The following is a 19,645-nucleotide window of genomic DNA, read 5'->3' as shown; positions in this document are numbered from 1 at the left end:
CGAGAAGGTCGCACTCGCCCGCCCACCCGGCGGCAGCCGCCCGCTAGGGCAGGTCGTCGAGCGACTCGGCGGTCGGCTCGCCGACCGCCGACCGCGACACGCTGAGCGACTCGGCGCCCGGCTCGACGTCGACGAGCACCGTGTCGCCGTCGACGATCCGTCCGCCGATCAGGGCCATCGCGAGCTGGTCGTCGATCTGCTGCTGCATCAGGCGGCGCAGCGGCCGGGCGCCGTAGATCGGATCGAAGCCGCGCTCGGCGAGCCAGGCCCGCGCGTCGGGCGTGACGGCGAGCTGCAGCCGACGGTCGGTCAGGCGTCGGCCGAGGCGGTCGACGTACAGCGACACGATCTGGCCGAGGTCGTCGGCCGTCAGCGTCGAGAACACGACGATGTCGTCGAGCCGGTTGACGAACTCGGGCTTGAACGCCTGCCGCACGAGGCCCTGCACGAGCTCCTCCTTCTCGGGGTCGCTGAGGCGGGGGTCGGTGATCACCTGCGAGCCGAGGTTCGACGTGAGCACGAGGATCGTGTTGCGGAAGTCCACGGTGCGGCCCTGGCCGTCGGTGAGGCGCCCGTCGTCGAGCACCTGCAGCAGCACGTCGAACACCTCGGGGTGGGCCTTCTCGACCTCGTCCATGAGCACGACGCTGTACGGCCGACGTCGCACCGCCTCCGTCAGCTGGCCGCCCGCCTCGTACCCGACGTAGCCGGGAGGGGCGCCGACGAGCCGCGAGACGCTGTGCTTCTCGCCGTACTCGCTCATGTCGATGCGCACGAGGGCCTTCTCGTCGTCGAAGAGGAAGTCGGCGAGCGCCTTAGCGAGCTCGGTCTTGCCGACGCCGGTCGGGCCGAGGAAGAGGAAGGAGCCGGTCGGCCGGTCGGGGTCGCTGATGCCGGCACGCGTGCGGCGCACCGCCTCGGAGACGGCCTGGACGGCCGCGCGCTGGCCGATGATGCGGCGACCGAGCTCGCTCTCGAGGTGCAGCAGCTTCTCAGTCTCGCCGCTGAGGAGGCGCCCCACCGGGATGCCGGTCCACGCTGCGACGACCTCGGCGATGTCGGCGTCGGTGACGCTGTCGTTGACGAGCCGCTCGCCCGACTCCTCGAACGACTCGGCCTCGGCGAGGCGCTTCTCGATGTCGGGGATGGTCTCGTAGTTGATCTTGGACGCGTCGGCGTAGCGCCCCTCGCGCATGGCTCGGTCGAGGTCGATGCGGGCCTCGTTGAGGTCGCTGCGGAGCGTGCCGACGCCCTGCAGCGCGGCCTTCTCGGCCTGCCAGCGGGCGTTCAGCGCGTCGTAGCGGGCCTTCTGCTCGGTGATCTGCTCGCGCAGGGCGGCGAGGCGGGCGCGCGAGGCGTCGTCCTTCTCCTTCGCGAGCGCGAGCTCCTCGACCTGGAGGCGCACGAGGCCGCGGTAGAGCTGGTCGAACTCGACGGGTGACGAGTCGATCTCCATCTTGAGGCGCGAGCCAGCCTCGTCGACCAGGTCGATCGCCTTGTCGGGCAGTTGACGGGAGGGGATGTAGCGAGCCGAGAGGGAGGCGGCCGCCACGAGGGCACCGTCGGTGATCGTGACGCCGTGGTGCGCCTCGTAGCGCTCCTTGAGGCCGCGGAGGATGGCGACGGTGTCTTCGACGCTGGGCTCGCCGACGTAGACCTGCTGGAAGCGGCGCTCGAGCGCGGCGTCCTTCTCGATGTACTGGCGGTACTCGTCGAGGGTCGTCGCCCCGATCATGCGCAGCTCGCCACGGGCGAGCATCGGCTTGAGCATGTTGGCCGCCGCGACGCTGCCGTCGCCGCCGCCCGCTCCCATCAGGGTGTGCAGCTCGTCGATGAAGGTGATCACCTGGCCGTCGCTCTCGGCGATCTCCTTCAGCACGGCCTTGAGCCGCTCCTCGAACTCGCCGCGGTACTTCGCGCCGGCGACGAGGGCGGCGAGGTCGAGGCTGACCAGCCGCTTGTCCTTCAGGCTGTCGGAGACGTCGCCCGCGACGATGCGCTGGGCGAGCCCCTCGACGACGGCGGTCTTGCCGACGCCGGGCTCGCCGATCAGCACGGGGTTGTTCTTGGTGCGGCGCGTCAGCACCTGGCTGACGCGGCGGATCTCGCTGTCGCGACCGATGACCGGGTCCAGCTTGCCGCTCCGGGCGATCGCGGTCAGGTCGACGCCGTACTGGTCGAGCGCCGACTTCTGCTTCTCGTCGGAAGCCGGAGCGCCCTGCATGTTCGCCATGGGTGGTGCCTCTCTCAGAACGTCTCGGTCGGGCGCGCTGCCCGAACTTGAGTTGAACCGACTCAAGTCTACGCACGCTGGGTCGTCGCGCAAGCTCCCTCACAGCCTCGCTTCGTCGACGACACTGCCCACATTTCACATCTCTCATTGACTCGGGTCGGCATCTGCGCCAGGGTCGTCTCGTCCCCCACAGCCCCACTCCGAGGAACGACGTCGATGACCAGACTCCCCCGCCCCCTCCGCTCCGCCGCCCTCGGCGGAGCCCTCGCCCTCGGCCTCGTCGCGGCCCCGCTGACGTCCGCCGGCGCGACGCCGACTCCCGACCCGTCGGTGACGCCGACCGCGACGCCGACGCCGTCGGCCGCCGCACCGACGACGGCCCCGTCGACCTCCCCCGCCTCTCCCTCCGGAGCCTCGGCGGCCGACCCCGCTCCGATGGTCCTCCCCTACGCGACGATCGCTGAGGGCGGGCTGTCGCCGGTGCTGCTCGACCCCGTGCGGCTCGACGCGGGCACGACCGCTGTCGCCCCGATCGCCCTCAGCGTCGACGCGGCGCGACCCTCCCTCGTGGGCACGGTGACCCTCGAGGCCCCGGCCGGCTCGACCTTCGTGGCCGCCGACACGGCGGCGGGGTGGTGGCGGCCGGGCGGCGACGAGACGTGGCGGCGCGACGCGAGCCTCGACCTGCGGGGCGGGAGCGTCGGCGACGGCGCGACCCGCGCCTCCTTCACGCTCGACACGAGCGGCTTCGCAGCGGGCCACGCCGACGGCGACGAGCTGCGCTTCGACCTGGCAGTGGCGACCCCTCTCGACGCCGAGCCCGACGACTCGGAGCTGACCTGGTCGGCCGTCGGGGCGGGAGGGGCCGGAGGCGCGTTCGAGGTGCAGGGAGCGACCTACACCGTGACGGAGCCCGCACCCTCGGCCGCTCCCGTGCTGACCGTCCCGGCCCGCGTCGCCGACGGCTACACCGCGGACGCGCCCTACACCTTCCGGGGCACGGGGCGGCCGCGGGCTCCCCTCACCGTCCTCAACACCAAGGGGTTGCCCCTGGGGAGCACGACGATCCTCCCCGACGGCACCTGGTCGTGGACGCGGCCGAACATGGGCACGTACGAGTGGAGCCTCGTCTTCGTGCAGGACGCGGGCACGCCCCGCGAGCGCGAGACGCGGCTGCTCGGCTTCGTGCCGGCGCAGGGCCCGCAGATCGCGGTGACGACGCCCGACGCGGCGCAGCTGGCCCGGGGCTACGTGCCCGACGCCCCGTTCACCTTCCGTGGCACCGGTCGCCCCGGGGCGCTCGTCGGCGTGACGAACCTCAGCGGCTTCCGCCTGGGGGAGGCGCGGGTCGGCCCCGAGGGCACCTGGTCGTGGACGCGCGCCGACATGGGGTCGTACCTCTGGTCGATGGCGTTCGTGCAGGACGAGGGCACCTACCGCCCGTCGTCGACGATGGTGCGCGGCTTCGCCCCCGCCGTCGACGCTCCGCGGCTGACGACGCCGTCGGCGTCGCAGATCGCCGCGGGCTACCCCGTGTACACGGCGTACACGTTCGCCGGCACCGGCAAGCCCGGCGCCCTGATCGACGTGCTCAACACGAAGGGCCTGCAGCTCGGCCGTGCGGTGGTCGCCCCCGACGGCACCTGGTCGTGGCGGATCGGCACCCTGCAGGCGTTCACCTGGTCGATCGACTTCGTGCAGGAGCGCGGCACGAGCGACGAGCTCGTCGCGCCGCTGCGGGGGTTCGCGCCGCGCGCGTGAGGCCCTCCGGCGACGCCGAGCCTTCACCCTGGCCCCTCACCTGGTCACCCCTCCCGCTTCGCCCGCCACTTTGGACATGTCGAGTGAGGTGCGTAACATATCAGGATCGCGGCCAGCTCTGTCGGTGCCGCCCGACCAGGAAGAACTCACTACATGAAGAAGAAACTGATAGCCGCCGGGGCGGCCGGGCTCGCGGTAGCCACGGTCGTCACCGGCCTGAGCTTCGGGGCCGCTGCGGCACCAAGTGCCCCGATCTCCGGGAGCATGACCAGGAGCACTCCTGCGGCACCCCTCACCACCTCGACGAACTCTGATGGAGGGGCGCAGCCCGACCTGATCGATGCGCCGTCGTCTGCTGCAGAAGCAGCAGTTTCCCCTGATCTCGGCAGCGGCGCGAGCGCACGGAAAGTGACCACCCAGTCGGAGAAACTCCGTGGCAAACTCGTCTGGACCTCGCTCGAGGGCGACTACCGATTCATGCACAGCGTTTATACGGGCAGTCTCGACGGGACTTACGCGGTCGACTATGACGACGCCGTACGACGCGGCAACACGTTCGAGCTCCCGGCCCGCGGCACCACCGGAGTCGTCAAGGGACTGGATGGGTGGGCGAAAGATCTGTGCATGACCACCCAGACCAATGGGGCGAACGTGTCCATGAGCTCCTGCCGAGAAACGAACACGAAGCAGCAGTTCTCGTGGTCAGGAAACGCCCTCGTTGCTAGCGACCCCGGCATGGGTGCTACCTCCCATCTCACTGCTCGCGTCTACACCAGCGGCAACCGAAACACGAGCGCGATCACCGGCCCCACGTACTCGGCGGCGCAGTTCAGACCCGAGTTGCTCCAGGAGATCGCTTCGCTGGCCGCTCGAGTCACGTCGACGGACCACTTCGCTGGATCCGCGGTGATCACGGGGACGGCTCGACCTGGGGCTCGTGTCGAGGTCGGCGATGAGTGGGTGACGGCACACGCGACGACGGGAGCGTTCTCCCTCACCGTCACCGACCTCGCTGCAGGGGTCAACTCGTTGACGGTCATCCAGAAGATCGACAACGTGCAGGTCGGCAACTCCGTTCCTCTGACCGTGACGATCGTCGAGGGCGGCACGGTCGTGCCGGTGCCTCAGCCCGGTGTCGAGCTGGTGCGCGGTGAGACCAGCTCTGTTCCCTTCGTCGTGCAGCTGAACGAGGCACGGAGCTCCGTCTCGGGGACGACCACGGTCAAGGCTCCCGCCGGCACCACTTTCTCGGCCGGTCAGACCACCGTGGCCGGGGCCTGGCGCCCCAGCACGACCGGCGAGTGGAGCCCGGCTGCGAACATCAACCTCACAGGCGGGGTCCTGAGCGCCGACCGCACTGAGATGACCTTCGACATCGGCCCTTCGGGAAGCAACCACGCCGCGGGACAGCAGTGGCGCTATGAGTTCAACATCGACACCCCCATGGTCGCGGCGGGTGGCGCCTCGTCCTTGGGCTACGTCTACGAGGGCTCCAGCACCGGCAACCCCTTCCGGGCCGTCGGCAGCACCCCCACCACCATCGAGGTCAACGAGCAGCCCACGGTCGCCAGCGTCGTGTCGGTCGACCCGATCGCCAAGACCGCCGTCGTCTCGGGCACCGCCACCCCCGGCGCCACCATCACCATCGGTGACCAGGAAGCCGTCGTCCAGGACGACGGCAACTGGAGCATGACCGTCGAGGGCCTGCAGGTCGGCTCGAACCAGCTCGTCGTGCAGCAGAGCATCGCCGGCGAGGACTACGGCGACCCCGTCACCCTCGACGCGGTCGTCCCGGCGCTCACCACCAGCCTCGGCGCGAACGACGTCATCGTGACGTCGGAGGCCGACGGCTGGTTCACTGAGGGCACCGAGGGCACCGTCACGATCACCACCCAGACGGGCACCAGCCCCACCGGTGCCACCGTCCGCCCGGGCGAGTCGCTCTCCTGGACCACCACACTGCCCGAGGGCTTCGAGGCGGGCGACCTGCCCGCCACCGAGACCGTCGACGGCTGGACCACCGAGCACGTCGTCGCCACCGACTCCGAGGGTCGCCAGACCGTCGAGGTCAAGGTCACCAACGCCACGACCGAGAACCGCGAGTACGCCGCCGCCGGCGACATCACCTTCCCGGTCGTCTCGACGGGCAAGCCGACCTCCGACGGCACGATCACCACGGTGTTCACGCCGCCGACCAGCTACACCTCGTCGGCTCCCGACGCGTCGACGGTCGCCAAGGCGCCCCTGCCCCTGACGGCCACGGTCGCGCAGCGCAACGACATCGCCCAGACCGTCGTCGTCACCGGCAGCGGCACGCCCGGTCAGCAGGTCACGATCGGTGACGTCACCGAGACGATCCGCCCTGACGGCAGCTACGAGATCACCGCGCCCTTCACGGGCACCGGCGACCTCGAGGTCACCGTCAGCCAGGAGATCGGCGGCACCGTCCACGACGAGGCCACGGTCGAGTTCACCTCGGTCGAGGGCGGCACGCTCGTCGGCGTGCAGCAGACCCGCGTCAACCTGCCGCGCAACACGACGTCGATCATCCCGATCGTCGTCCAGAACAACGAGGCCCGCGACGACGCCACCGGCACCGTGACCTTCACCGCCCCGAAGGACACGATCTTCCAGGACGGCCTCACCGTCCTCGGCGAGCGCCGCAGCGGCACCGCCGGCGGCTGGGAGAGCGACGCGTCGCTCGACCTGACCGGCGGCGTCATCAGCGAGAACGGCACGAAGATCACCTTCCAGCTGCCCGCCCGAGCCATCCCGGCCGAGCAGCAGCTGCGCTACCTCGTCGAGGTGTTCACCTCGCGCACCGCGTCGGCCGGCAACCGCCAGCTCGACTACACCTACGAGGGCACCAGCTCCATCGGTGACTTCCGCGCCACCGGCAGCACCATCGGCCGCGTCGCCTCCATCGACCCCTCCGCCATCCGCGAGTAGTCGACCGGCGACACCAGCACCACAGCACCACAGCACCAGGCGACCGCCCCGGACACCGCCCCGCAGCAGCGGGCGCGGAGACCGGGGCGGTCCGTCGTCTCGCCCCCCCTCGGATCCGCGCTCGTCCACAGGGGCGCCAGAGATCTCCTCACATGCGTTATCGTCATCTCGACCGCACCGCTGTCATGCGACATGCGCATGTCACCACCACCGACCGAGATGCCCTCGGTCCTGCCCCGGAAGAAGGCGACCCGTGAGACGACGTACGACAGAGGCACTCGCGACCGGGCTGGCGATCACCCTGGTCATCGGCAGCCTCGCCCTGGCCCCTGGCTCGTCGACCGCCCAGGCGTCACCGGCCGACGACGGCGTCACCACCGCCTCCGCGGCGACGGTCGTGACGCACGAGCCCGACGCCGCGCCGAGCGGCCCGACGGAGGACACCGCGGCTCTTCCCTCGCCGGAGGCCGCTCCGCCGACGCCCCCCAGCTCGACCGACGGCGCCCGCCTCTTCCTCACGGTCTCCCCGCCTACTGGCGTCTCACTGCAGAGCGACCACGTCGGGCTGACCGTGCGGGGCACTCCGCAGTGCAACGTGTCGAACTGTCGCCTGCTCGTGTCGACCAGCTCGCAGCCCCTCTCGTCACCCGGCAGTGAGATCCCCTCCGGCACGAGCACCTGGCCGTCGTGGTGGGCCGAGGGCACGACCCGCACCCTCTACGTCCACTCCTGGGGCAACGGCTGGGGCTGGACGAAGACGAACTGGAACACCTCGTACACCGTGACCAGGCCGGTGACGACCCCGCTGACCGCGCGGGTCGCCTCGACCGACCACGTCGGCAGGTCGGCGGTGATCACGGGCGTCGCGACGAAGGGAGCCCGGGTCGAGATCGGCAGCAGGTACGCCACCGCCAGCACCACCACCGGCGCCTGGAGCATGACCGTCTCCGGGCTGGCCGTAGGGGCGAACACCCTCACCGTCGTCCAGAAGATCGGGACGACGACGATCGGCAGCTCGGTCCGGGTCACGGTGACCATCGACCCCCAGGTCGTCCCCGGGCTGGTCCGACAGGTGGACGCGACCCCTCAGGCCCTCCTCCGAGGCGACGACACGGCGGTCACCGTGGCGGTCGAGTTCACCGAGCGGACGCAGTCGGCCCCGGGCACCGTCACGGTCACGGCACCGGCCGGCACCACCTTCGCCCCTGGGCAGGACACCCTGGAGGCGGAGTACCGGGCGGGCTCCGCCACCCCCTGGCAGGACGCCCCCGCGTCCGCGTCGTGGGACCTCGTCTCGGGGCACCGCTCGGCAGACGGCTCGACCTACTCGTACACCTTCCCCGGCAGCGGCTCGGCCCTCGACGCCGGCGGCGACCTGCGCTGGGCCCCTCGCGTCTCGACGCCCCTCGACGCTCCCGTCGGCACGCCCGCCCTCGGGTTCACGATGACCGGCGCCCTGAACGCGAAGCTCTACGACGTCACCGGCACGGTCGACACGCCCATCGCCGCGGCGGCGCTCACCGCCGAGGTGGTGTCGGTCGACGCGCAGGGCAGGGTGGCCGCCGTCAGGGGCACGGCGACGCCCGGCGCGACGGTCGCGGTCGGTGACGACACCACCACCGTCGCGGAGAGCGACGGCACCTGGAGCACCACCGTCGAGGGCCTCGACCTGGGCGACAACGACCTCGTCGTCACGCAGACCGTGGGCGGGCTGCCGGTGAGACCCTGAGATCGGGCCGCCAGCTCACCGCGAGCGGGTCAGGCGGCGGGCACCGCGGCCCGGGCGGTTCGTCGCTCGCTGCCAGACGGGCGGGGCAGGATGAGCGCATGATCGACGTCGACCTCGCCCGCCGCCTCCGAGACGCCGGGCTGCGCTGGCGCCCCTCCCCCGGCGACCGCTTCGTCGTCGAGCGCCTCGTCGACAGCGACGAGGGCGTCGGCGACGTCTTCACCCTCAGCGACATGACCATCGAGGCCCACGAGCACCCCACGGGCACCGTGCTCGGCTTCAACGGCACGACCGAGTGGGCCCTCGACTCCGTCGCCGCCGACGACGCCCTGTGGCTGCCGCGCGAAGACCAGCTCCGCGAGCTGCTCGGCAGCACCTTCGTCTCGCTCACGCGCGTGCTCGTCGACGGCGAGCCCCTCGCCTACCGCGTCACCGCCGCCCTCGACGGCGCTGCGGCCACCGGGCCCGACTCCGTGCACGTCGCCGCCGACCCCGAGACGGCCTACGCCCACGCGCTCCTCGCCTACGTCGACGCGGCGCTCCGCCTCGACGGCCCCGACGGGGCCGACGGGCACGCGACGAACTGATCCCCGCGCGGATCACCTCGGTGCCATTGAGGTGACTCTTGCTGGGCCCTCCGCCCCGAGCAGGGCCCAGGAAGCGTCACCTCGATCACTGCCACCTCGCGTCAGTTGCCACTGTGAGGGGTTCACGGGCGTTCAGAGGCCCCCAAAGTGGCAACTGACGAGAGAAGTACGAGGAGAAGAGGCGGGGTCAGCGGCGGGTCGACACCGTCACGGTGAACTTCGGCCCGCGCGAGACCTGACGCGTCGGCCCGACGGTGCGCTCGAGCGCGCTGCGGTAGCCGAGGTGCGAGTTCCAGACGCACCAGAGCTCCCCGCCCGGCTCGAGCAGGCGCGCGGCCGCCGCGAAGAGCTTGTGCGCGAGGCCGGCGTGCACGGTCGCCCCGACGTGGAACGGCGGGTTGAGCAGCACCAGGCCGGCGGACCCTGCGGGCAGGGAGGCTCCTGCGTCGTCACGCCGCGACTCCACCCGGTCACCGACGCCGGACGCGTCGGCCGTCGCGCGGGCCGAGGCCACGGCGGCCGCCGACTGGTCGGTCGCGACGACGTGCGCCTCGGGGTGCGCGAGCGCCCAGGAGGCGGCGAGCACCCCCGTTCCGCACCCGAGGTCGACCACGTGCGACGCCTCGGGCGCACCGAGGGCCAGCGCCTCCAGCAGCGCTCGGGTGCCGACGTCGATCGATGAGCCGGCGAAGGCCGCGCCGTGCGCGACGACCACGAGGTCGCCGTGCCGCTCGGAGCGAGGCCACGTCGAGGCGGTGCCAGCCGAGGAGGCGGTGGCTCCGGCGTCGGAGCGCGGACCGGAGGCGGTCAGGAGACGCGACTTCTGCCGGGCGAGACCGGCGGAGACGGTGCCGAAGTGACGGCGCAGCACGTCGTTCATCGCCGGGGTCATGTGCTTGACGCGGCCTCCGGCGACGAGCTGCACCTCGGGGTGCGCGTGGGCCGCGACCAGCTCGGCGATCTCGTCGAGCGCGTCGAGGCCGCGCGGCAGCTGCAGGAGCACCACGCGGGCGCCCTCCACGAGCGAGGGGTCGAGCGGCAGGGAGCGCCACGAGGCACTGCTGCCGAGGCGCTCCGCGTTCGCCGCGAGGGCGAGCTCGCCCGAGAGGGCGTCCTGGTGCACGCGGAGCTCGTGCGGGCCGACCAACTCGGCGGCGCCGAGGGTGAGCGCTCCGTAGCGGTCGCCGATGATGGTGACGTGCTCCGGGTGGGCGACCAGCGCCTCCCGGGCGGTGTCGAGCAGGAGGCGGTCGGTCGCGTCGTGCGCGACCAGCTCGGGGGCCTCGACGTCGGGCCACCGGCGGAGCTGCTCGAAGTCGATCACCGGACGAGGCTACCGGCCCGCCCCGGCCCGTCGTCCCCGACCGTGGCGCCGAGTGGTCACGAAGTGCTGCTCGCTGACGCGTGGGCAGTAGTTCGTGACCACTCGATGTCGGGGTGGCGGAGACGGCGCACGGGCAACGAGGGTGCGGCGGGTCGACGTCCTCGCGGGCGGGACGGCGCCGACCCGCCGGGAGTGACGGGAACCCGCCGCACCCGCCTCAGGCACCGAGTGGTCACGAAGTGCTGCTCGCTGACGCGAGAGCAGCAGTTCGTGACCACTCGACGTTGGGGGGCTCTACTGAAGGGGCCGCCAGACGACGACCGAGGTCTGCCGCGTGGGCCGGGTGCCGTGCCGCAGCGGCACGACGCCGCTCTCGCCCGCCGCGAACACGCGCGCCCCGGGCCGGTTGACCAGCTCGTCGGCCAGCGCCCGCTCCAGCTCGCGCACCCGCGACTGCAGCGCCGTCACCTGGTTCTCGAGCTCGAGGATGCGCTTGACGCCCTCGAGCGAGACTCCCTCGCCGCCGAGCCGCGCGATCTCGCGCAGCTGCACGACGTCGCGCATCGAGTAGCGCCGCGACTTGCCCGCGGTGCGCTGCGGCACGACGAGGCCGAGCCGGTCGTACTGGCGCAGCGTCTGGGCGTGCATGCCCGCGAGCTCGGCCGCCATCGCGATCGCGAAGACGGGCGAGTGCTCGTCGAGGGGCCACTGCCCCGCGTCCTGTCTCGCCATCGTCGTCCCCTCCTGCTCGTGGTGCTGGTGCCGGGCCTGCCGGTGCCGGGCCTGTTGCCGGTGCTGGCCCTGCTGCCCGGCCCTGGTGCTGCCGAGGCTAGCCCCGGGCCCGCGCGATCAGGTCGTCGCGCGGGTTCTCGGCCGGCAACGCCGCCGCCAGGGCCTCGACGGCCTCGCGCGCCGCGTCGCTGAGGTGGCTCGGCACGGCCACCTGCACCGTCGCCAGCAGGTCGCCCGTGCCGGTCTTCGTCGAGACGCCGCGCCCCTTGACGCGCAGCACCCGACCGGACGGCGTGCCCGGCGCGACGCGGAGCCGCACCGGCTCGCCGCCGAGCGTCGGCACCTCGATCGTCGCGCCGAGCGCGGCCTCCGTGAACGTCACGGGCACGTCGAGGCGCAGGTTCGCACCGTCGAGCTCGAACACCGGGTGCGGGCGCACGGCGATGGTGAGCACCATGTCGCCGGGCTCGCCGCCGTCGGGGCTGGACTCCCCGCGGCCGCGGAGCCGGATCTTCTGGCCGTCGTGCACGCCGGCGGGGATGCGCACCTTCATCGGCTTGCCGTTCGACGCCTGCAGCGAGATGGTCTCGCCGACGACGGCGGTCTGGAAGTCGAGCGTCGTCGTGGCCGTCATGTCGCGGCCCTTCTGCGGGCCGCCGAAGCCGCGGTACCCGCCGCTGGTCTGGCCGAAGCCGCCGCCGCTGCCACCGAACATGCCGCCGAAGATGTCCTCGAAGCCGCCGCCACCGCCTCCGCCCTGACGGAACTGCGGGCGCTGGCCGCCGCCTCCGAACATGCCGCCGAAGACGTCCTCGAAGCCGCCGCCACCGCCTCCGGGGCCGCCGCTGCCCGCGGTGAAGCGCGCGCCCGAGCCCATGGCCCTGACCTGGTCGTACTCCTTGCGCTGCTCCGGGTCGGAGAGCACCGAGTTCGCCTCGCTGATCTCCTTGAACTTGGCCTCGGCCGCGGCGTCGCCGGGGTTGCTGTCGGGGTGGTACTTCCGCGCCAGCTTCCGGTAGACCTTCTTCAGCTCGGCCGGGGTGACGTCCTTGGAGACGCCGAGGATCGCGTAGAAGTCCTTGTCGAACCAGTCCTGACTCGCCATCGGGCACCTCCTCTCTTGCGTGTGTCCGGTGGCACGGCCACCGGAGGAAAGAACGGGGGAGGCGGTGGGCCCCTCGTCGAGGAGCCCACCGCCCGTCGCGACTCGCGTCGCGGTCACGGCTCGCGCCGTGGAGGTGCAGGGCTACTGCGGGGTGTGGACGGCCACCTTGGCGGCCCGGATGACCCGGTCGCCGATCTTGTAGCCCGGCTCGATCACGTCGGCGACGGTGTTCACCGTCACGTCGGGGTTCGGAAGCTGCACGAGCGCGTCGTGCATCGTCGGGTCGAAGACCTCGCCCGCCGCGCCGACCTGCGTCAGCCCGAACTTGTCGAGGCCGCCGCGGATCTTCTGAGCGATGACCGTCATCGGACCCTCGGCGAGGTCGCCGTGCTTCTCGGCGCGGACGAGGTCGTCCAGCGCGGGCAGCAGCGAGCGGATGACCTCGGCGACGACGGCCTCGCGGTTCGCCTCACGGTCGCGCTCGACGCGCTTGCGGAAGTTGACCAGCTCGGCCTGGGCCCGCAGCATGTCCTGCCGCATGTCGGCGACGAGGTCGGTGCTGGCCTGGTCGAGGATGGCCTCGTCGTCGGCGCTGAGGGGCTCGGCCCCGGCGGCGCCCTCGGCAGCCATCTGCTCGGCCGCGGCGGCCGCGCCCTCCGGCGCCTCGGCGCCCGCGGGCACCTCGACATCGGGGGCCTCGGCCTCGACCAGGTCGTCGGCGCCGTCGACCGCGGCGGTGCCGCCGTCCTCCGACGGCACCCCCGCGCTGGCCTCGGGGCGGACGGGCTCCTCGTCGGGAGCGCGGTTCTGCTCGTCAGTCATCGGTCGACCTACTTCTTGTCGTTCTCGTCGTCGTCCACGACCTCGGCGTCGACGATGTCCTCGTCGTCACCGGAGGCCTGGCCGTCGGCGGGTGCGCCCTCGGCACCGGCGGCACCGGCGGCGGCCTCGTCGGCCTGGCCCTGCGAGTAGATCGCCTGGCCGAGCTTCGACTGGCTCTCGTTCAGCTTGTCGAACGCGGGCTTGATCGCCGAGTCGTCGTCGCCGGCGAGGGCGGTCTTCAGCGCGTCGACGTCGGCCTGGACCTCGGACTTGACGTCGGCGGGCAGCTTCTCGTCGTTCTCCTTGATCAGCTTCTCGATCGAGTAGACGAGCTGCTCGGCGTTGTTGCGGACCTCGTTGGCCTCGCGACGCGCCTTGTCTTCTGCAGCGTGCTCCTCCGCCTCGCGGACCATGCGCTCGATGTCGTCCTTCGACAGCGACGAGCCGCCGGAGATGACCATCGACTGCTCCTTGCCGGTGCCCTTGTCCTTCGCGGAGACGTGGACGATGCCGTTGGCGTCGATGTCGAAGGTGACCTCGATCTGCGGGACGCCGCGGGGGGCCGGCGCGATGCCGGTCAGCTCGAAGGTGCCGAGGTTCTTGTTGTCGCGGGTGAACTCGCGCTCGCCCTGGAAGACCTGGATCGCGACGGACGGCTGGTTGTCGTCGGCCGTGGTGAAGGTCTCGCTGCGCTTGGTCGGGATGGCCGTGTTGCGCTCGATGAGCTTGGTCATCGCGCCGCCCTTGGTCTCGATGCCGAGGCTCAGCGGGGTGACGTCGATCAGCAGGACGTCCTTGCGCTCGCCCTTCAGCACGCCGGCCTGGAGGGCCGCGCCGACGGCGACGACCTCGTCCGGGTTGACGCCCTTGTTGGGCTCCTGGCCGCCGGTCAGCTGCTTGACGACCTCGCTGACGGCGGGCATGCGGGTGGAGCCGCCGACGAGCACGACGTGCGCGATGTCGGAGACCTTCACGCCCGCCTCCTTGATGACGTCGTTGAAGGGCTTCTTGGTGCGCTCGAGGAGGTCGCTCGTCCACTGCTCGAACTGCGAGCGGGAGATGGTCTCGTCGAGGTTGAGGGGGCCGTCGGCGGTGAGCGTCAGGTAGGGCAGCTGGATGCTGGTCGAGGTGCTCGACGAGAGCTCCTTCTTGGCCTGCTCCGCCGCCTCCTTGAGGCGCTGCTTCGCGATCTTGTCGGTCGAGAGGTCGATGCCGTTCTGGCTCTTGAACTTCTCGATGAGGTGCTCGACGATCCGGTTGTCCCAGTCGTCGCCGCCGAGGCGGTTGTCGCCCGAGGTGCTGCGCACCTGGATGGTGGAGAAGTCGTCGTCCTTGCCCACCTCGAGGAGGGAGACGTCGAAGGTGCCGCCGCCGAGGTCGAAGACGAGGATGAGCTCGTCCTCCTTGCCCTTGTCGAGGCCGTAGGCGAGGGCCGCGGCGGTCGGCTCGTTGATGATGCGGAGCACGTTGAGGCCCGCGATCTCGCCGGCCTCCTTCGTCGCCTGGCGCTCGGAGTCGTTGAAGTAGGCGGGCACGGTGATGACCGCGTCGGTGACGTCCTCACCGAGGTACTGCTCGGCGTCGCGCTTGAGCTTGCCGAGGATGCGCGCCGAGATCTCCTGCGGGGTGTACTTCTTGTCGTCGATCTCGACCGTCCAGTCGGTGCCGACGTGGCGCTTGACCGACGCGATGGTGCGGTCGACGTTGGTGACGTTCTGGCGCTTCGCGGTCTCGCCGACGAGCACCTCGCCGTCCTTCGTGAAGGCGACGACCGAGGGGGTCGTGCGGAGGCCCTCGGCGTTCGCGATGACGGTGGGCTCGCCGCCCTCGAGGACGCTGACGACCGAGTTGGTGGTTCCGAGGTCGATTCCTACTGCACGGGCCATGTGCTGTTCTCCTTCGTGGTGCGGGGTGATGCGGGAAGTCAGGGGGCCGACCCTTGAGTCGGCCAGGCTCAACTTTACTCACGCTCGTCGCGAGGTCAAGCCAGCCAGCTGAGAGTTGAGCGTGCATGACTCAAGATGACGCCGGGACGGGGGACGAGGAGGCGCGGCGCCGGCCACGAGATCGCCGGACACCCGTGCCCACTAGGTTGACCCCCATGACCGCCGCGCCGCCGCTCGCCGCCACCCCCGCGATCCCCCGTCGCCGGGTCGTCTCGTGGGCCCTCTGGGACTGGGGCTCGGCCGCGTTCAACGCGGTCGTCACCTCGTTCGTCTTCAGCACCTACCTCGCGAGCGGCGCATTCGTCGACCCCTCGATCGTGGCGGCCGCGGGCGACGACGCCCGGAACCCCGGCCTCGTGCTCGCGAAGGCCGACAACGCGACGGTGATCTCGACGGCGCTGACGATCGCGGGCGTGCTGATCGCGCTGCTCGCGCCGGTGCTCGGCCAGCGCAGCGACGGCTCGGGCAAGCGGAAGCTCTGGCTCGGCGTCAACACCGCGCTCGTGGTCGTCGCCATGGCGGCGATGGTCTTCGTGGCCCCTGCACCCGCCTACCTGGTGGCCGGCGCCGCCCTGCTGGCGGCGGGCAACATCTTCTTCGAGTTCGCGAGCGTCAGCTACAACGCGATGCTCGTGCAGGTCTCCACGCGCGAGACGATCGGCAAGGTCTCCGGCTTCGGCTGGGGGCTCGGCTACGTCGGCGGCATCGTGCTGCTCGTCCTCCTGCTCGTCGCCTTCCTGCAGAGCTTCGGCGTGGACGGCCGCGGCGGCCTGTTCGGCGTCCCGACCGGCACCGAGGGAGGCGCGTGGGACGTCCGTCTCTCGATCGTCGTCGCCGCCGTCTGGTTCGCGGTCTTCGCGGTGCCCGTGCTGGTGGCCGTGCCCGAGCCCCCGGTCTCGACCCGCGACTCCGGCCCGCGCGTGGGGCTGATCGGGTCGTACCGGGTGCTCGGCGCGACGATCGCGAAGCTCTGGCGCACGAACCGGCAGGTGCTGATGTTCCTGCTCGCCAGCGCCGTGTTCCGCGACGGGCTCGCGGCGGTCTTCACCTTCGGCGCGATCATCGCGGCGCAGGTGTTCGGCTTCTCGCCGAGCGAGGTCATCTACTTCGCGGTGGGGGCGAACCTCGTCGCGGGCGTCGGCACGTTCGTCGGCGGCTGGCTCGACGACCGGCTGGGCGCGAAGGCGATCATCGTGGGGTCGCTCGCCGGCCTCGTGCTCGCGGCGTTCGGGGTGCTGGCGATCGGGACCACCGCCTCCCTCTTCTGGGTGCTCGGGCTGGCGCTCGCGCTCTTCGTCGGGCCCATCCAGTCGTCGAGCCGCTCCTTCCTCGCGCGGGTGACGCCGCCCGGGCGCGAGGGCGAGATCTTCGGGCTGTACGCGACGACGGGGCGCGCCGTGAGCTTCCTCGCGCCGGGGCTCTTCACGCTGTTCGTGTCGGCGACGGGCGACACCCGGTACGGGATCATCGGCATCGCGCTCGTGCTGCTCGCCGGGCTGCTGCTGATGCTGCCGGTGAAGGCGGTGCAGCGCTCCATCGACTGACGCCGCCGCGCGTCTCGCGCTCATGATATCGGATGTAAGATATCGGACGGCCGCCCCGATCGGTCTTCCCTTTCCCTCCATCCGGAAGAAGACATGAGCACGATCAGAACCGGCCTCACCACGGTGGGCCTCGCGGCCCTCGCGGTCGGCGCCTTCAACCCCGCCGCGGCCCTCGCCGCACCCGCCCCCACGACCCTCGACGGCACGACCGTCGCCGCCCCGGAGACGGGCACCTCGGCCATCGCGGCCCCCTTCGTCGGCAGGATCACCCCCCTCGGCGACCGCCACATCGCGGTGAACGGAGTCGCCTACGGCGCGACCAGCGTCTCGCTCGACATCCCCGGCGGAGGCGGCGGAGTCGCCCGTGTCGCCCTGGACCGCTTCAGCCACGTGGTGGAGCTCGAGCACCTCGGGAAGGAGGCCACCCTCGTGGCCTACGGCCCCGACGGCCGGAGCGAGAGCGTCACCGTGACGCTCGACATCGGCGACTACGAGGGCGAGCAGGCTCCCGTCGCGACGCCCGTCGTCCACGCCGTCTCGCAGTACGAGGAGGGCGGCGAGCTCGTCATCGAGGGCACGATCGTCTACGACCCCCTGACCTTCGGCCGCACCATCGTGCGTGCCGACGTGCGCGGAGCTCTCGTGTACGACGCCCCGGACGAGAACGGCGCGTTCTCGCTGCGCATGCCCGCCTCGTACGCCGGCCAGACCGTCGACGTCGTGGCCTCGCGCTCGAGCCTCACGAGCGACGTGGCCACGATCGAGCTCGTCCCGACCGAGGGCAACACCGCCTCCGAGGTCTTCCCGCTCGAGATCGAGTCGCCGGCCGCCGGCGGCGTGGTGACCGACCGTCCGACGACGTTCACGGGGTCTGCCATCCCGAACTCGCAGATCGTCGTGACGCACGACGGTGACACGAGCCGCAGCAGCGCGACCCTCTGCGAGACGCGCGTCTCGTCGTCGGGCGACTGGAGCTGCACGTCGCCCGCCCTGCCCGTCGGCAGCTACGAGACGACCGTCACCGAGACGCCCACCTGGCAGTCGGCTCCGACGCAGCGGGCCGGGGCGGCGTTCTCCGTCGTCGCGGACCTGCTGCCCAGCGAGAAGCCCGTCCTGCCGAAGCTCTGGTCGATCTCGTACGACGACGAGGGACAGCTCGTCGTCCGGGTCATCGCGAACAACGCCTTCGAGTCGCGCATGACGATCGACGGCGAGGAGGTCGACACGATCCGCGGCCCGCAGGGGCGCTTCGCGTTCACCCTCGACCCGGCGCTGCTCGGCAGCACCGTGGTCGTCACCGGGCTCCGCGGCGGCGTCGAGAGCGCCCCGCTCGAGATCCCGCTCGAGCTCGTCGAGGCCCCCGCGGCGTCGCCCATCGAGGCGCCCATCGTTCACCACGTCTTCCGCGACGGCGACGAGGGCCGCTTCTACATCGCCGCGACGACGAACTACTTCCCCGACGAGTACATCGTCCCGGGTGCGACGGCCCTCGTCGACGGCTCCTTCGCCGGCGCCTCCGAGGCCGCCTGGAACGGCGCGTTCTTCCTCCAGGTCGCCGCCGAGCACGCCGGTGAGCAGGTCGAGCTCTTCACCACCCGCGGCGACGGCACGAGGTCGCCCAGCACCGTCGTCGACCTCGTCGTGACGGAGGGCAACACCGCGGGCGAGACCTTCCCCCTCGACGTGTCGTCGCCCGCCGAGGGCGAGACGATCGCCGCCGACACGACGACCTTCAGCGGTGAGGGCATCCCCGGCTCGCGCGTCCTCATCACGAGCGACGTGACCCGCTCGACGACCCTCGGCGCCGCCTCCGTGCTGCCCGACGGCACGTGGACGGCCGAGATCGCGGCGCCGCTGGCCACCGGAGAACAGACCGTGACCGTGACGGAGACCCCGTACTGGGAGAACCTCGACCCGATCGTGTCGACCCGCTCGTTCGTGGTCGCGGAGGACGGCGACGAGGAGACCCCCGCACCCGCCGCACCCGTGACCATCGCGACCCCGGCCGACGTCACCACCGGCTACACCCCCAACGAGGCCTTCACCTTCACCGGCACCGCCGAGCCCGGCAGCACCCTCACCGTCACCAACGCCAAGGGCCTCAGCCTCGGCACCGCCGTCGAGGTCAACTCCGACGGCGACTGGACCTGGACCCGCAGCAACATGGGCTCCTACACCTGGACGATGGACTTCACCACCGACGCCGGGACCGACCGCGCCCAGTCGACCCGCCTGACCGGGTTCGCACCCCGCCAGGCCCAGACCGCGCCCGTCACGATCGACACCCCCGCCGACGTCGCCACCGGCTACACCCCCGACACCGCGTTCACCTTCGGCGGCACCGCCGAGCCCGGCGCCGAGATCACCGTCACCAACGCCAAGGGCCTCAGCCTCGGCACCGCCGTCGAGACCAACAGCGACGGCGAGTGGACCTGGACCCGCAGCAACATGGGCTCCTACACCTGGACCATGATCTTCACCGCCGACGCCGGGACCGACCGACAGCAGACCGCGACCCTCGCCGGGTTCGCACCCCGCGCCTCCACCATCGCACCCGTGACGATCGACACCCCCGCCGACGTCAGCACCGGCTACACCGCGAACGAGTCCTTCACGTTCACCGGGACCGCCGAGCCCGGCAGCACCCTCACCGTCACCAACGCCAAGGGCCTCAGCCTCGGCACCGCCGTCGAGGTCAACGACGAGGGCGACTGGACCTGGACCCGCACCAACATGGGCTCCTACACCTGGACCATCCTCTTCACCACCCACGCCGACACCGAGAACCAGCAGCAGACCCGCCTCACCGGCTTCGCACCCCGAAGCTGACCCACAACACACAGCACCGACACAGCACCAACACCACGACGAGGCCCCCCCGCAGCACCAGCTGCAGGGGGCCTCGCCCGTCCT

The 19,645-nt window shown here is 71.6% G+C and carries 13 protein-coding genes; 6 read left to right on the top strand and 7 right to left on the bottom strand.

The window, feature by feature from the left end; all coding sequences use genetic code 11:
* Positions 1-43 precede the first annotated feature (43 nt).
* Positions 44-2,233 (bottom strand): ATP-dependent Clp protease ATP-binding subunit, encoded by a 2,190-nt coding sequence (locus F1C15_RS10295; protein WP_185231011.1) that lies wholly within the window; start codon positions 2,231-2,233, stop codon positions 44-46.
* A gap of 216 nt (positions 2,234-2,449) precedes the next feature.
* On the opposite strand from F1C15_RS10295, the gene F1C15_RS10290 reads away from it, so the two are divergent.
* Positions 2,450-3,994 (top strand): hypothetical protein, encoded by a 1,545-nt coding sequence (locus tag F1C15_RS10290; protein WP_185231009.1) that lies wholly within the window; start codon positions 2,450-2,452, stop codon positions 3,992-3,994.
* A 767-nt stretch (positions 3,995-4,761) separates the two neighbouring features.
* On the opposite strand, the gene F1C15_RS10285 is transcribed toward F1C15_RS10290, so the two are convergent.
* Positions 4,762-4,908 carry a hypothetical protein gene (locus F1C15_RS10285; protein ID WP_185231007.1) on the bottom strand — a complete coding sequence of 49 codons (147 nt, stop codon included), beginning with the start codon at positions 4,906-4,908 and terminating at the stop codon, positions 4,762-4,764.
* A gap of 46 nt (positions 4,909-4,954) precedes the next feature.
* Between F1C15_RS10285 and F1C15_RS10280 the strand changes: the two genes are divergently transcribed.
* The 3 genes from F1C15_RS10280 (at position 4,955) to F1C15_RS10270 (ending at position 9,259) form a co-directional block, all read left to right on the top strand.
* Positions 4,955-6,943: a hypothetical protein gene (locus tag F1C15_RS10280; RefSeq protein ID WP_185231005.1), complete on the top strand. Its 1,989-nt coding sequence runs from the start codon at positions 4,955-4,957 to the stop codon at positions 6,941-6,943.
* 253 nt (positions 6,944-7,196) lie between these two features.
* Positions 7,197-8,672 (top strand): hypothetical protein, encoded by a 1,476-nt coding sequence (locus tag F1C15_RS10275; protein WP_185231003.1) that lies wholly within the window; start codon positions 7,197-7,199, stop codon positions 8,670-8,672.
* Positions 8,673-8,770: 98 nt separating this feature from the next.
* Positions 8,771-9,259: a pilus assembly protein CpaE gene (locus tag F1C15_RS10270; protein WP_185231001.1), complete on the top strand. Its 489-nt coding sequence runs from the start codon at positions 8,771-8,773 to the stop codon at positions 9,257-9,259.
* A 187-nt stretch (positions 9,260-9,446) separates the two neighbouring features.
* Here the strand turns inward: F1C15_RS10270 and F1C15_RS10265 are convergent, their stop codons facing one another.
* From F1C15_RS10265 to dnaK, 5 genes are all read right to left on the bottom strand, one after another.
* Positions 9,447-10,583: a methyltransferase gene (locus tag F1C15_RS10265; protein WP_185230999.1), complete on the bottom strand. Its 1,137-nt coding sequence runs from the start codon at positions 10,581-10,583 to the stop codon at positions 9,447-9,449.
* Positions 10,584-10,877: 294 nt separating this feature from the next.
* Positions 10,878-11,315 carry a heat shock protein transcriptional repressor HspR gene (locus tag F1C15_RS10260; protein WP_056056026.1) on the bottom strand — a complete coding sequence of 146 codons (438 nt, stop codon included), beginning with the start codon at positions 11,313-11,315 and terminating at the stop codon, positions 10,878-10,880.
* Between the two features lie 97 nt (positions 11,316-11,412).
* Positions 11,413-12,420 (bottom strand): DnaJ C-terminal domain-containing protein, encoded by a 1,008-nt coding sequence (locus F1C15_RS10255; RefSeq protein WP_185230997.1) that lies wholly within the window; start codon positions 12,418-12,420, stop codon positions 11,413-11,415.
* Positions 12,421-12,561: 141 nt separating this feature from the next.
* Positions 12,562-13,242: a nucleotide exchange factor GrpE gene (locus tag F1C15_RS10250; protein WP_243861930.1), complete on the bottom strand. Its 681-nt coding sequence runs from the start codon at positions 13,240-13,242 to the stop codon at positions 12,562-12,564.
* Positions 13,243-13,250: 8 nt separating this feature from the next.
* On the bottom strand, positions 13,251-15,128 hold the full coding sequence (gene dnaK, locus F1C15_RS10245; RefSeq protein WP_185230995.1) for a molecular chaperone DnaK: 1,878 nt from the start codon (positions 15,126-15,128) through the stop codon (positions 13,251-13,253).
* 215 nt (positions 15,129-15,343) lie between these two features.
* Here dnaK and F1C15_RS10240 point away from each other — a divergent pair, with 215 nt between their 5' ends.
* Together F1C15_RS10240 and F1C15_RS10235 are read left to right on the top strand one after the other, a co-directional pair.
* The gene (locus tag F1C15_RS10240) at positions 15,344-16,732 is read left to right on the top strand and encodes an MFS transporter (RefSeq protein WP_185230993.1); all 1,389 of its coding nucleotides are present in this window, start codon (positions 15,344-15,346) and stop codon (positions 16,730-16,732) included.
* A 93-nt stretch (positions 16,733-16,825) separates the two neighbouring features.
* Positions 16,826-19,561, top strand: coding sequence for a hypothetical protein (locus F1C15_RS10235; protein WP_185230991.1), 2,736 nt, complete (start codon positions 16,826-16,828; stop codon positions 19,559-19,561).
* The last annotated feature ends 84 nt before the right edge of the window (positions 19,562-19,645 follow it).

This window comes from Frigoribacterium sp. NBH87 (genome assembly GCF_014217665.1).
In the GTDB taxonomy this organism is placed as follows: Bacteria; Actinomycetota; Actinomycetes; order Actinomycetales; family Microbacteriaceae; genus Frigoribacterium; species Frigoribacterium endophyticum.
This window is presented reverse-complemented; position numbering and strand designations above follow the sequence as displayed.